The sequence below is a fragment of the Photorhabdus cinerea genome (assembly GCF_011189575.1).
GTDB lineage: Bacteria > Pseudomonadota > Gammaproteobacteria > Enterobacterales > Enterobacteriaceae > Photorhabdus > Photorhabdus cinerea.
The window spans coordinates 52430-65209 of the sequence record NZ_PUJW01000004.1 but is presented as its reverse complement, the minus strand read 5'-3'; the positions used below and the strand labels follow the sequence as shown (position 1 = coordinate 65209).

14 protein-coding genes, 1 pseudogene and 1 other annotated feature are annotated in these 12780 nt (G+C 41.8%); of the genes and pseudogenes, 12 read left to right on the top strand and 3 right to left on the bottom strand.

Going from position 1 to position 12780, the window contains the following annotated elements; genetic code table 11:
* Window positions 1-28 precede the first annotated feature (28 nt).
* Window positions 29-649 carry a glutathione S-transferase family protein gene (locus C5469_RS05000; protein WP_166303185.1) on the top strand — a complete coding sequence of 207 codons (621 nt, stop codon included), beginning with the start codon at window positions 29-31 and terminating at the stop codon, window positions 647-649.
* A 6-nt stretch (window positions 650-655) separates the two neighbouring features.
* On the opposite strand, the gene C5469_RS04995 is transcribed toward C5469_RS05000, so the two are convergent.
* Window positions 656-1483: an SDR family oxidoreductase gene (locus C5469_RS04995; RefSeq protein WP_166303182.1), complete on the bottom strand. Its 828-nt coding sequence runs from the start codon at window positions 1481-1483 to the stop codon at window positions 656-658.
* Window positions 1484-1781: 298 nt separating this feature from the next.
* Here C5469_RS04995 and hisL point away from each other — a divergent pair, with 298 nt between their 5' ends.
* The 9 genes from hisL to hisIE all read left to right on the top strand — a co-directional run bounded on the left by hisL (window position 1782) and on the right by hisIE (window position 9041).
* Window positions 1782-1829 (top strand): his operon leader peptide, encoded by a 48-nt coding sequence (hisL, locus tag C5469_RS04990; RefSeq protein ID WP_152552705.1) that lies wholly within the window; start codon window positions 1782-1784, stop codon window positions 1827-1829.
* Window positions 1805-1929, top strand: a sequence feature (His leader region). It overlaps the preceding gene by 25 nt.
* Window positions 1930-1955: 26 nt before the next feature.
* On the top strand, window positions 1956-2855 hold the full coding sequence (hisG, locus tag C5469_RS04985; RefSeq protein ID WP_166303179.1) for an ATP phosphoribosyltransferase: 900 nt from the start codon (window positions 1956-1958) through the stop codon (window positions 2853-2855).
* Window positions 2856-2861: 6 nt separating this feature from the next.
* Window positions 2862-4178 (top strand): histidinol dehydrogenase, encoded by a 1317-nt coding sequence (gene hisD / locus C5469_RS04980; protein ID WP_166303176.1) that lies wholly within the window; start codon window positions 2862-2864, stop codon window positions 4176-4178.
* 2 nt (window positions 4179-4180) lie between these two features.
* Window positions 4181-5263, top strand: coding sequence for a histidinol-phosphate transaminase (gene hisC, locus C5469_RS04975; protein WP_166303173.1), 1083 nt, complete (start codon window positions 4181-4183; stop codon window positions 5261-5263).
* 20 nt (window positions 5264-5283) lie between these two features.
* Entirely contained in the window at window positions 5284-6351 is a 1068-nt protein-coding gene (gene hisB, locus C5469_RS04970; protein ID WP_166303170.1) for a bifunctional histidinol-phosphatase/imidazoleglycerol-phosphate dehydratase HisB, read from the top strand.
* Complete coding sequence (gene hisH / locus C5469_RS04965) at window positions 6351-6941, top strand: imidazole glycerol phosphate synthase subunit HisH (protein ID WP_166303167.1); 591 nt, start codon at window positions 6351-6353, stop codon at window positions 6939-6941. Before hisB ends, hisH begins: the two co-directional genes overlap by 1 nt.
* A 5-nt stretch (window positions 6942-6946) precedes the next feature.
* Complete coding sequence (hisA, locus tag C5469_RS04960) at window positions 6947-7684, top strand: 1-(5-phosphoribosyl)-5-[(5-phosphoribosylamino)methylideneamino]imidazole-4-carboxamide isomerase (protein WP_166303164.1); 738 nt, start codon at window positions 6947-6949, stop codon at window positions 7682-7684.
* On the top strand, window positions 7666-8442 hold the full coding sequence (gene hisF, locus C5469_RS04955; protein WP_166303161.1) for an imidazole glycerol phosphate synthase subunit HisF: 777 nt from the start codon (window positions 7666-7668) through the stop codon (window positions 8440-8442). Before hisA ends, hisF begins: the two co-directional genes overlap by 19 nt.
* Entirely contained in the window at window positions 8436-9041 is a 606-nt protein-coding gene (gene hisIE / locus C5469_RS04950; RefSeq protein WP_166303157.1) for a bifunctional phosphoribosyl-AMP cyclohydrolase/phosphoribosyl-ATP diphosphatase HisIE, read from the top strand. The genes hisF and hisIE overlap by 7 nt, the downstream gene beginning before the upstream one ends.
* A 50-nt stretch (window positions 9042-9091) precedes the next feature.
* Here the strand turns inward: hisIE and C5469_RS24405 are convergent.
* Window positions 9092-9190: pseudogene (locus tag C5469_RS24405) on the bottom strand (Mu transposase domain-containing protein); the annotation flags it as partial.
* A gap of 177 nt (window positions 9191-9367) precedes the next feature.
* Window positions 9368-10519, bottom strand: a complete 1152-nt coding sequence (gene yiaY, locus C5469_RS04945) for an L-threonine dehydrogenase (protein ID WP_166303154.1) — start codon at window positions 10517-10519, stop codon at window positions 9368-9370.
* Window positions 10520-10944: 425 nt separating this feature from the next.
* Here yiaY and C5469_RS04940 point away from each other — a divergent pair, with 425 nt between their 5' ends.
* Both C5469_RS04940 and C5469_RS04935 read left to right on the top strand, forming a co-directional pair.
* A complete protein-coding gene (locus C5469_RS04940; RefSeq protein ID WP_166303151.1) occupies window positions 10945-11436 on the top strand; it encodes a YbaK/prolyl-tRNA synthetase associated domain-containing protein in 492 nt (163 codons plus the stop codon).
* 586 nt (window positions 11437-12022) lie between these two features.
* Entirely contained in the window at window positions 12023-12643 is a 621-nt protein-coding gene (locus tag C5469_RS04935; RefSeq protein WP_166303148.1) for a beta/gamma crystallin domain-containing protein, read from the top strand.
* Window positions 12644-12780 lie beyond the last annotated feature (137 nt).

Sequence of the window (12780 nt, the reverse complement as noted above, 5' to 3'; positions counted from 1 at the left end):
CCTAATATCCCAATTCAAGGAGAAACCAATGCTGACCGTTTGGGGCCGTAAAAACTCTTCTAATGTAAAAAAAGTACTTTGGTGCCTGAAAGAACTTAATGTGCCGTATAACCAGATAGATATTGGCGGTAAATTTGGCAAACTGGATGATCCGCAATATCTGAAAATGAACCCGAATAAACAAATTCCCTGTTTACAAGAAGGTGATTTTATCTTGTGGGAATCTAACGCGATTGTCCGTTATCTTGCAGCAAAATTTGGTGAAAATGTTCTCTATCCGCAAAACTTACAAGAGAGAGCAAATGTAGAAAAATGGATGGATTGGGTCGGTTCACATTTATTTCCTCATATCAGACAGCTACTGATAGGTCTTATTCGCACGCCTGAAGCAGAACGGGATCAAAAGCAAATAGAACAAACACTAACTGAAATTGAAAAACTGATGGAAATAGCAGATAACGCCTTAGCAGAACAAGAATACTTTTCCGGCGATAAATTTGGTATGGCAGATATTGCATTAGGACCCATGATCTACCCTTGGCTTAATGTCCGTATCAAACGTCCATCTTTGCCAAATATTGAACGCTGGTATCATCTGATGACAGAAAGACCAGCGTTCAGAGAAATTGTCATGATTGAATTAAGCTGATAAAAATCAACTCATTGGCATCCATCCGGGGTCTGGATATTGATATTTAAATCCTAACTCCCTACAAATACGACTACCATCAACAATCTTACTCTCCACCTGAGTTTCTTCCCTGGCAAATTCAGGTGGAATTAAATCAAGCTGACCACTGACTTTAGGATAAAATTCCGCTTTGGTTGGATGAACAGGCGCACATAAATTATAAATATGACCGCCTTTGGACCTTTGAAGTAACAAATTAATGGCTGAAATAACATCATCCTGATGAACCAGATTTACCGGCTGATCACCACCTTTTACTTCTTTCTTCCCCGCCAAAAAACGCCCGGCATGACGGCCACTTCCCACCAGCCCCGCCAAACGCAGAATATCAACGGAAATATTTGGTAATTTATGCAACCAGTTTTCCAATTCAACCAATGCCTGAGCTGATGGTGTTTCAGGGCGAAAAGGAGCATCTTCATTGAGTTCACCGGCCATAACCCCATAAACAGAAGTGGAACTGGTGAAAATAATCCTCGGCACCGAGTATGACAGGGCGGTATCAACAACTAACTGAACCGCCTTGACATAGTTATAACTGCCACCCGCGGTACGACTTGCCGGTAAAGTAATAATCAACACATCGGCTGTCATCAGTTGTTCCAGGTCATCAGAAGCACAGTTAATCTGAGGTTCCAGTTGTAATAGATAACATTCAATCCCACACATACGTGCTGCTTCTACGCCATCCGGCGTCGCTTTACTACCAACAACCTGCATACCGTTACAGCTCAATGCCTTGGCTAATGGCATCCCCAACCAACCCAGACCGATAATGGAAACTTTTTTCATCACCACTCCTTCTATGTCTGATATTGCGTTGATTATGCAAACAATTTAAACATTAAGCCACTGTTATTATTAACCCTGTATTTTTCTCATTAAAAACAATATCTCAAGTAAAAACAAGACATTATTAAAATATAAATTTCTTGTTAAAAAATAGGTTGCTTTTAACCTGCCAAATCGTATAGGTTGAATAGCAAGCAAAAAATTGAACCACTGTTGGTCAACCACAAAGCAACCGGCAGCAAACAGTAACCAATAGAAATATACAATTAATAAAATTAATAGAAAAAGAGAAGCCATTATGATCCGCATTCAGTTCAACCATCATCACCATCATCATCCTGATTAGTCTTTCAGGCTGTTGTGTACTGGAAGACGTTTAGCGGTTCTTCCGGTGGCATGAATGCGATACAAAACCCTCGGAAGAGTTCTTCCGAGGGTTTTTTTATGTTTCCAATTTTAAGTGGGGATAAAAATGTTAGATAAATCACGTTTACGTATAGCGATGCAAAAATCTGGCCGGTTAAGCGAAGATTCCCGTGAGTTGTTGTCTCGCTGTGGTATTAAAATCAATCTGCAACAACAGCGGCTGATTGCATTCTCAGAAAATATGCCAATCGATATCCTACGGGTACGCGATGACGATATTCCAGGGTTGGTTATGGACGGCGTCGTTGATTTGGGCATTATTGGTGAAAATGTACTGGAAGAAGAGTTATTAAATCGTCGTGCTCAGGGAGAAGATCCACAATATTTCACCTTACGCCGTCTCGATTTCGGCACTTGTCGTCTTTCATTGGCTACTCCACTGGATTACAACTATACCGGTGCCGAATGCCTACAAAACACCCGTATCGCCACCTCTTATCCTCACCTGTTAAAACGTTACCTCGATCAGAAAAAAATCCGCTTTAAATCTTGTCTGCTAAACGGCTCAGTCGAAGTTGCGCCTCGTGCCGGATTAGCAGATGCCATCTGCGATCTCGTTTCAACGGGTGCAACACTGGAAGCAAATGGTCTGAGAGAAGTGGAAGTTATCTATCGTTCAAAAGCCTGCCTTATTCAACGTGATGGCAAAATGCCCGCCGAGAAACAGCAATTGATTGATAAACTGATGACCCGCATTCAAGGGGTAATTCAAGCCCGTGAATCCAAATACATTATGTTGCACGCACCCAGTGAGAAACTCGAAGAAGTGATTTCTCTGCTACCCGGAGCAGAACATCCAACTATTCTACCGCTGGCTGGTGATCAGAACCGCATTGCCATGCACATGGTAAGCAGTGAAACGCTGTTCTGGGAAACAATGGAGAAACTTAAATCCCTTGGCGCAAGTTCCATTTTGGTTCTGCCAATTGAAAAAATGATGGAGTAAACAAAGATGATTACTCGTTTCAAGACCCCCATTCGTTGGCAGGAATATAATGGTAAACAGCAACAAGCTTTACTGGCACGCCCGGCGGTTGTCGCTTCTGAAGAAATTTCCCACACAGTGGAACAGATTCTGGATGCAGTAAAAAAACGTGGCGATCACACTCTGCGAGAACTTAGTCTACGTTTCGACAAAACTGTTATTGAAAATATCCGTATCTCACCAGAAGAAATAGCAGCCGCAGATAACCGCCTCAATAACGACATTAAACAGGCGATGCAGCAAGCAATGAACAATATCCGCGTCTTTCACGAAGTTCAGAAACCTGTAAAGATTGAAGTAGAAACTCAGCCAGGGGTGCGTTGTCAGCAAGTAACACGGCCTATCGATTCTGTCGGGTTGTATATACCCGGAGGTTCAGCACCATTACCCTCTACAGTTTTGATGCTTGGAACACCTGCCAAAATAGCAGGCTGCCGTAAAGTTGTGCTTTGTTCTCCACCTCCTATTGCAGATGAAATTCTCTATGCTGCAAAATTATGTGGGATTACAGAAATATTCCAGATTGGCGGTGCTCAGGCCATTGCAGCTATGGCGTTCGGAACAAAGTCCGTCCCTAAAATAGACAAAATTTTTGGCCCAGGTAATGCTTATGTCACTGAAGCTAAAAGGCAAATTAGCCAACGAATAGATGGCGCCGCCATTGATATGCCCGCAGGCCCATCGGAAGTGCTTATTATTGCTGATGAGGACGCAAACCCAGTATTTGCTGCCGCTGATTTACTTTCACAAGCAGAACATGGCCCAGATTCACAAGTCATATTGGTAACTCCTGATGAAAAGTTAGCCAAAGAAGTTATAAAGGAAATCAAGAAACAACTGCCCCAGCTTTCCCGCAATCTGATAGCGGCTAAGGCGCTAGAACATAGCCGTATTATCGTGACAGAAAGCCTGCAACAGTGTGTAGAAATCAGCAACTGCTATGGCCCTGAGCACCTGATTATTCAGACTCGTCAGCCAGAACAACTGGTTGAAAAAATCACCAATGCGGGTTCTGTTTTCCTCGGTGACTGGTCGCCGGAATCTGCGGGAGATTACGCCTCAGGAACTAACCACGTCTTGCCAACCTATGGCTACACCTCAACTTATTCCAGCCTTGGTCTGGCTGATTTTCTGAAACGTATGACTATTCAGCAACTGACTCCGCAAGGGCTATTAAATCTATCTCAGACCATCGAAACACTGGCGCAGGCAGAACAACTCACCGCTCACAAAAACGCAGTAACTTTACGTGTGGCTGCACTGAATATTGCAGATAAGGAGTGAACATGGATAATATTTTTGATATCAATCTGTTAGCACGGGAAAATGTCCGCAAATTAATACCTTATATGTCCGCCCGTCGCCTTGGAGGCAGCGGAGATGTTTGGTTGAATGCCAACGAATACCCACTGCCACCTGATTTCCAGTTCACCAAGCGGACACTAAACCGCTATCCTGACTGCCAGCCGGTATCCCTCATCCACCGTTATGCTACCTATGCTGGTTTACAACCTGAGCAAGTACTTGCCTGTCGTGGTGCCGATGAATCCATTGAACTGCTGATCCGCGTATTTTGTGAACCGGGGCAAGATGCTGTTCTGTTCTGCCCTCCGACTTATGGTATGTACAGTGTCAGCGCTGAAGCTTTTGGTGTCGAACAAAAGAAAATTGCCACTCAGGAAAATTGGCAACTGGATATCGAAGCGATCGAAAATAACCTCGACCGAGTAAAACTAATCTACATCTGTAGCCCTAATAACCCAACAGGGAACCCAATTAATCCTGTTTCACTGCGTAAAATTCTGGAACTGGCCGCCAACCGCGCAATCGTCGCAATTGATGAGGCATATATTGAATTCTGCCCGGAGAATAGTATCGCAAGCTGGCTAAAAAACTATCCGAATTTAGTTATTTTGCGAACCCTCTCGAAAGCTTTTGCTTTGGCTGGTTTGCGCTGTGGATTTACTCTCGCCTCTGTGGATATTATCGCCCTGTTATTAAAAGTCATTGCGCCTTACCCACTTTCTACTCCCGTTGCGAATATTGCAGCACAAGCCCTAACAGCAGAAGGTATCGCAGTTATGCAAAAACGGGTTGTTGAAATAAAGGAGAACCGCGACTACTTGCAGTATGCCCTGAATAAATTAGCAATCGTTGAAAAGGTATTTCCCAGTGAAACCAACTACATACTAGTGAAATTCTATGATGCTGAAACAGTTTTCAGAACATTATGGCATCAGGGGATTATCCTGCGTGACCAGCGCAAACAGTCCGGTTTGGATGGTTGCCTGCGGATCACTATAGGCACTCGTAAAGAGTGTGAACAGGTGGTTGAAGCCATTAGCGCCCTTTCCACTAAAAACAAATAACCAAAGGAAATAGAAAGCTGATGAACCAGAAACTACTTTTTATTGACCGAGATGGCACGCTGATTACTGAACCACCAGCAGACTTTCAAGTTGATAGCCTGGACAAACTAGCACTGGAAACTAACGTTATTCCCGCATTGCTTGCCCTGCAAAAATCAGGTTTCAAGCTGATTATGATCACCAATCAGGATGGCCTTGGTACAGAAAGTTTTCCATTAGAGGAGTTTGAACCACCGCACAACCTGATGATGCAAATTTTTAACTCTCAGGGGATCAATTTCGATGAAGTTTTAATCTGCCCTCACAAACCCGCAGATAACTGCAATTGTCGTAAGCCAAAAACAAAACTGGCAGAAAAATATCTGACAGTGGGTTTGATGGATACGGCTAACAGTTATGTTATTGGTGATCGGGAAACCGATCTGCAACTGGCTAAAAATATGGGTATTCAAGGATTGCGCTATCATCCAGAAAACCTTAGTTGGTCAGCCATAAGCGCCCAACTGACTTGTCAAGATCGCCATGCTCACATTCAACGTGTCACCAAAGAAACATCCATCAACATTGAAGTTTGGTTAGATCGTGAAGGTGGCAGCAAAATCAATACTGGCGTCGGATTTTTTGATCATATGCTGGATCAAATTGCAACCCATGGCGGTTTCCGCATGAATATTCAGGTTAAAGGCGATCTCTGTATTGATGATCACCACTCCGTTGAGGACACCGGACTAGCTCTCGGAAAAGCGTTAAAACTGGCTCTGGGAAATAAACGAGGCATCTCCCGTTTTGGTTTTGTATTACCCATGGATGAATGCCTTGCTCACTGCGCTCTCGATATCTCCGGTCGCCCACATCTTGAATATCAAGCTGAATTCAAATATCAACGAGTCGGTGATCTGAGTACCGAAATGATCGAGCACTTCTTCCGCTCACTCTCTTATACAATGGACTGCACACTGCACCTAAAGACAAAAGGCAATAATGATCACCACAGAGCAGAAAGCCTGTTTAAAGTCTTTGGTCGGACACTGCGTCAGGCGATTCGGATAGAAGGCGATACACTGCCAAGTTCCAAAGGGGTTTTGTGATGAAAGTCGTCATTCTTGATACTGGCTGCGCCAACTTGTCATCTGTGGCTTATGCCATCCGCAGATTAGGTTATGCACCAGAAATCAGCCGAGAAACAGCAACGATCCTGACAGCCGATAAATTACTTTTACCCGGCGTTGGTACTGCCAGTGCAGCAATGGATCAATTGAAACAACGGGAACTTATACCGTTGATTAAAGTACTGAACCAGCCTGTGTTAGGTATTTGCCTCGGAATGCAGTTATTCGCGACTACCAGCGAAGAAAGCAATAATGTAACGATGCTTGGACTTATTGATTCACCCGTCAAAAAAATGGCTACCAATCAGCTTCCGTTACCACATATGGGCTGGAATCAGGTACTGCCAAAAGCGGGACATCCGCTATTTCGGGGCATTGTAGACTATGCCTATTTTTACTTTATTCATAGTTACGCGATTCCAGTCAATGCACACACAATTGCTCAAACTGAATACGGCAATACTTTCAGCAGCGCAATCGCCAAAGACAATTTCTTTGGTGTGCAATTCCACCCTGAACGTTCCGGCACAGCTGGAGCCAAGCTATTAAAGAACTTTTTGGAGATGTAAGCGCAATGATTATACCGGCATTAGATTTGATTGATGGCAAGGTAGTACGGTTACATCAGGGAGATTATTGTCAACAGCGAGATTATGGACATGATCCTTTGTCCTATTTTCAACAATATGAACAGCAGGGAGCAAAATTACTCCATCTGGTCGATCTGACTGGTGCTAAAGAGCCGTCAGCCCGTCAAATTCCTCTACTCAATAAGTTACTTTCAGCTGTTTCCATCCCTGTTCAGGTCGGTGGCGGCATCCGTACAGAAGAAGATATAAAAGCACTACTTGATACCGGCGCTAAACGGGTTGTTATCGGTTCTACCGCCATAAAACAGCCCGCATTGGTTACCCAATGGTTTCAACATTATGGTTCAGAGGCCATTGTGCTGGCGCTGGATGTCCGCATCGATGATACAGGTATGAAGCAAGTCGCTATCAATGGCTGGCAAGAAAATTCAGCAGCCACACTGGAACAAGTGATTGAACAATATCTACCTTTTGGATTGAAACATGTACTCTGCACCGATATCTCCCGCGATGGCACGCTGAACGGCTCAAACATTGAATTATATCGGGAAATTTGCCAACGCTATCCACAAATTGCATTTCAGGCTTCCGGAGGTATTGGAGCATTAAATGATATCGCTTCTCTACCTATCAGCGGTGTAGCCGGGGTTATTATTGGCCGTGCATTACTTGATGGGAAATTTACCCTGACGGAGGCAATCCAATGCTGGCAAAACGCATAATTCCTTGTCTTGATGTCCGTGATGGACAAGTGGTTAAAGGTGTTCAATTTCGTCATCACGAAATCATCGGCGATATTGTTCCACTCGCTCAGCGCTATGCAACAGAAGGCGCTGATGAATTAGTTTTCTACGATATCACCGCCTCATCTGATGGACGAGTGGTAGATAAAAGTTGGGTATCCAGAATCGCAGAAGTGATTGACATTCCTTTCTGCGTTGCTGGTGGCATTAAAACTGTTGAAGATGCAGGACAAATCCTCTCATTTGGTGCAGATAAAATCTCCATCAACTCTCCTGCACTTACTGACCCAACCTTGATTACCCGCCTGGCAGATCGCTACGGTGTTCAATGCGTAGTCGTCGGGGTTGATACCTGGTTTGATGAAATTACTGGCGACTATCGGGTTTATCAATTCACTGGTGATGAGAAACGTACAACAGCCACTCAATGGCAAACTCTTGATTGGGTAAAAGAAGCACAACACCGTGGCGCAGGTGAAATCGTGTTAAATATGATGAATCAAGATGGTGTACGCAATGGCTACGATCTGGCTCAGCTAAAACAGGTACGCGACGTCTGTCATGTTCCTCTCATTGCCTCTGGCGGAGCAGGAGCACCAGAACACTTCCTTGACGCCTTTAAACAAGCAAATGTCGATGGTGCACTAGCCGCATCTGTATTCCATAAACACATTATTAATATTAGTGAATTAAAACAGTACCTTTCACAACAAGGCGTGGAGATAAGAACTTGCTAACCACACAACAAATCGAAAAACTGGATTGGGAAAAAGTCTCCTATATGATGCCAGTTATCGTGCAACATGCTGTATCCGGGGATGTCCTAATGATGGGATATATGAATAAAGAGGCGCTTAATATCACTATTAGCTCGGGCAAAATCACTTTCTTTTCCCGTAGCAAACAACGTTTGTGGACCAAAGGTGAAAGCTCTGGACATTTTCTTAACTTAGTTAAGATTTATCCGGATTGTGACAATGATACTCTATTGGCACTCGCTGATCCGATCGGCCCTACCTGCCATTCTGGTACAAATAGTTGCTTCGCTCCGGCACAAACTGAATCGGGTTTTCTCTTTCAACTTGAAAAATTGCTGGCTAGCCGTAAAACAGCCGACCCAAACAGCTCATACACAGCAAAGTTATATGCCAGCGGTACTAAACGAATTGCTCAAAAAGTCGGTGAAGAAGGCGTAGAAACTGCTCTGGCAGCTACAGTTAATAACAGAGAAGAACTTACGAATGAAGCGGCTGACCTGATGTATCACTTAATAGTTCTGCTGCAAGACCAAGATTTGGATCTCAGTTGTATCATTCGCCGGTTAAGGGAAAGATGAACCAGAAGTCAGGTGACTTGCTTCCACCACTAAATCACAAGTGATTAAATTCCCAGAAAGGCGCAGGGTACTGAGTAATAATGCCCGCTTATCTCCACATGGTAATTAGCATGTACCCTGACTTTTTTTACCCATGTGTAGCTATAATTATTTTTAAGAAAATATGCCACCAAGACATGTTATTACAGAGATGAAAAGCAATTGTACGGCTCATTGATGAGCAAAGTTGTAGGACAGCAGAGAAACTGACCCAGTTAGCCACAAATATTCTGGGTCAGTTTGACAATGTGTAGATAATTATGCCCTATGAGGTGAGGATTTACAGATCACATGGCAGCTTTGAAAATTGCAACGATTTCTTCGTGGGTAGCCTGAGCTGGGTTAGTCAAACAACATATATCTTTCAAGGCATTAGTTGCCAACATTGGCAGGTCTTCCAATTTGACATTCAGTTCAGCCAAACCAGCCGGAATGCCAATATCTTTTGACAGTTTACGAATTTCATCAATACACGCTGCCGCCCCTTGCTGATCATCCATGGTTCTTACATCTACCCCCATTGCCGCAGCAATATCCTTCAAACGACCAGCAGATACTTTGGCATTAAATTCCTGAACATGCGGCAACAGAACCGCATTACACACACCGTGTGGCAAATCATAGGAACCGCCCAACTGGTGAGACATGGCATGAACATATCCCAGCAGTGCACTATTAAATGCCATACCCGCCAAAAATTGTGCATAGGCCATGTTTTCACGAGCTTCTATGTTACTCCCATTCGCTACTGCTTGACGTAAGGAGTGGCTAATCATGGAGATCGCTTTCAGTGCACAAGCGTCCGTTATTGGATTGGACTCTTTAGAGAGATAAGCTTCAACCGCATGGGTCATTGCATCCATTCCCGTCGCGGCAGTTAAACTTTTCGGCATTCCCACCATCAATTCTGGATCATTCACCGACAAAACAGGTGTTATATTTTTATCAGCGATAACCATTTTAATATGGTGCTCAACATCAGTAATGACAGAGAAACGTGTCATTTCTGACGCGGTACCCGCAGTAGTATTGATGGCAATTAACGGCAAATGTGGTTTAGATGAGCGATCAATACCTACATAATCCCGGATATCTCCACCATTGGCTGCTAGTAATACAATGGCTTTTGCACAATCATGCGGTGAACCACCACCTAATGAAATAACGCAATCGCTATTATTTTGATGCAATATAGCCAGACCTTCAGAAACGTTAACCGTTGTCGGATTCGGGTTTGTACCATCGTAAATCACACTTTCGATACCCACATCAGCCAGCAAAGATTGAACTTTTGCCACCATTCCAAGTTCATTTAAAATACGATCAGTCACAATTAATGCTCGCTTGTAACCATAATCTTTCATCGAATTTACCGCTTCAACCAGACAGCCAACTCCAATCATATTGACTAATGGCATAAAAAATTTAGTCGTCATCATTGACAATTCCTTACTATTAAATAGTTCTGATATGGAAATATACCCGTTATTTTTCAAGTTGCCTCTTTGTTGGCTGCACTCACTCACCCCGGTCACAGAGTTATCTATGCTCCCGGGGATTCGCTCCCTTGCCGTCGTGATGCATCTTGAAATCCATAAGGTATATATAAAAAAACACAAGACTCAGAAATCATCTCATAGAACTATAAATAGTTTTCTTGAGGTAAATATAAATAATAGCTCTATTTGAGTCATATATCTCAAAAAACTATAAATATGTATTTCAGTAAGTTCATATAATATCCATTCGGATACATATCTTATAATATTTTTATTTGGTAATATGTCTGGATGAAAATATAATTAACACAATAATTATGAAAACTCATAGATCAATTCATTACATTATTACTTAGGAGTTTATTTTGTCCTCTAACGAAATATTTAGCAATCTAACTACATTACTGAATGAGAATCATGCCTGTTATCGAGTAATTGAACATCCAACCGCAGGGCGTTCTGAAGAAATTGCAAAAATCCGTGGCACACAACTTGGACAAGGAGCAAAAGGACTGGTTTGTCATGTCAAAGGAGAAGGATTTCGTCAATATGTGCTCGCTGTTCTTCCTGCAGATCAACAAGCTGACCTCTCTTTACTAGCAAAACAGATTGGGGGTTCTCGCGCATCACTGGCAAGCCCTAAAGAAGTTTCTGAACTGACGCAATGTGTATTCGGTGCTATTCCACCGTTCAGTTTCCATCCAGATCTGAAACTGGTTGCTGACCCTTTACTGTTTGAACGTTTTGATGAACTGGCTTTCAATGCTGGGAGCCTTGAATGTTCAGTGATTCTCAACACCAAAGATTATCTCCGAATCGCACAACCTGAACTGGTGAATTTTCGTCGGGTAGAATAAACATTATTAAAGAAAATTAAAGTAGTCATAGACAGGGAGCAAAAACATCATAAATTAATTCCATTTCTAACTTGAAGTAAATAGATGATCATCTAATTCAATTAATCAAAAACTAATTAAACAGCCTATAAAAATAGGCTATTTAAGATATTATCTTAAATATATTCATTCAAAATGTTAACTATCCTGCTTCCCTGTAAATTTATATCATGAGGTAAAGATACTATTACCAACACGTTATATAAACGTAAAATTCATAGATCTAGTTATCAAATGCTACAAATATCTAATTATTCAATATTTAGCCATATATTCAAAAGAATCAATTACATTTAGGAATAATTTTCCCACCAGAAGAAAAGTGTTTTTTGATAATAATTCTCAATTACGTAAATCTCAGCGATTTTATTTTAAATATCGATCAGAAATGATTTATCAATTATATTAATGTTATATTGCAAATAATTTAATACATCTGCTCGTTATATTTTATTAATACAAAATTCCCATAATCACTGTATTCTAAAACCGCTTTCAGAAAGAAAGATTATACTTTTTTAAAATAAAATTTAAGGAACAGAAAAATATGACAAATAAGCTAGTTACAGGTGCAACTTTCTTCGATAGAAAATACTTTCTGGGAGAAGCACATCATTATCCAGAAAACGATAGCATTATTCCACTTCCCTACGATCTCAATGATAGATTTCGTTCAGTAAGAATCGGAACTCTATCAAAAGTTTATGCATGGCGTCACCTTAGTGATTGGGAGCCAGGTCAACGCTATCGTGAATGGGAATTTGATCACCCAGATATTGATAGAGAAATTAGAGGATTATCTAAGTTTAAAGTGGCATCAAAAGATACATGCCTGGTTGCATTAAGAGTTATTGATGATACTAATTCAGGTATCAAATTTTCCATGTACACGAATACCCATTGCGTAGGTCCGGTTGAAACGACAACTGATGATGATTATGCACTTGTTGGCATACTCCCATTTAATACAGAATTAGTCACCGCTATTGCAATAAGAAATACCCAAACTGGAGTATATATTAATAACGGATCATTCTATTTTTATCGTGATTCAAATGGTGTTGTTACTATTGATGAGAAGGCTAATTTCCCTAAAAATCTGAGAATAGTCAATGCAGGTAATAATCGCTTTGACATTCATATTATTAGTACTGAGTTTTCTCACTAATCTGGGCGTAATTTAACGATAATTAACTATCGTTTTCAATTAACTATCTTTTTCAGACAGGCTACGTTCTGAAAATTTAAGCTGCACCGTTGCGGAATAGCATCAAGAACCGCAACGGTGTATTCTATTATTCTTGA

Coding starts and splice junctions, on each gene's coding strand:
- hisC (WP_166303173.1), top strand. CDS start 4,181: ATGGATAATATTTTTGATATCAATCTGTTAGCACGGGAAAATGTCCGC.
- hisH (WP_166303167.1), top strand. CDS start 6,351: ATGAAAGTCGTCATTCTTGATACTGGCTGCGCCAACTTGTCATCTGTG.
- C5469_RS04995 (WP_166303182.1), bottom strand. CDS start 1,483: ATGAAAAAAGTTTCCATTATCGGTCTGGGTTGGTTGGGGATGCCATTA.
- yiaY (WP_166303154.1), bottom strand. CDS start 10,519: ATGATGACGACTAAATTTTTTATGCCATTAGTCAATATGATTGGAGTT.
- C5469_RS05000 (WP_166303185.1), top strand. CDS start 29: ATGCTGACCGTTTGGGGCCGTAAAAACTCTTCTAATGTAAAAAAAGTA.
- hisA (WP_166303164.1), top strand. CDS start 6,947: ATGATTATACCGGCATTAGATTTGATTGATGGCAAGGTAGTACGGTTA.
- hisB (WP_166303170.1), top strand. CDS start 5,284: ATGAACCAGAAACTACTTTTTATTGACCGAGATGGCACGCTGATTACT.
- C5469_RS04935 (WP_166303148.1), top strand. CDS start 12,023: ATGACAAATAAGCTAGTTACAGGTGCAACTTTCTTCGATAGAAAATAC.
- hisF (WP_166303161.1), top strand. CDS start 7,666: ATGCTGGCAAAACGCATAATTCCTTGTCTTGATGTCCGTGATGGACAA.
- hisD (WP_166303176.1), top strand. CDS start 2,862: ATGATTACTCGTTTCAAGACCCCCATTCGTTGGCAGGAATATAATGGT.
- hisG (WP_166303179.1), top strand. CDS start 1,956: ATGTTAGATAAATCACGTTTACGTATAGCGATGCAAAAATCTGGCCGG.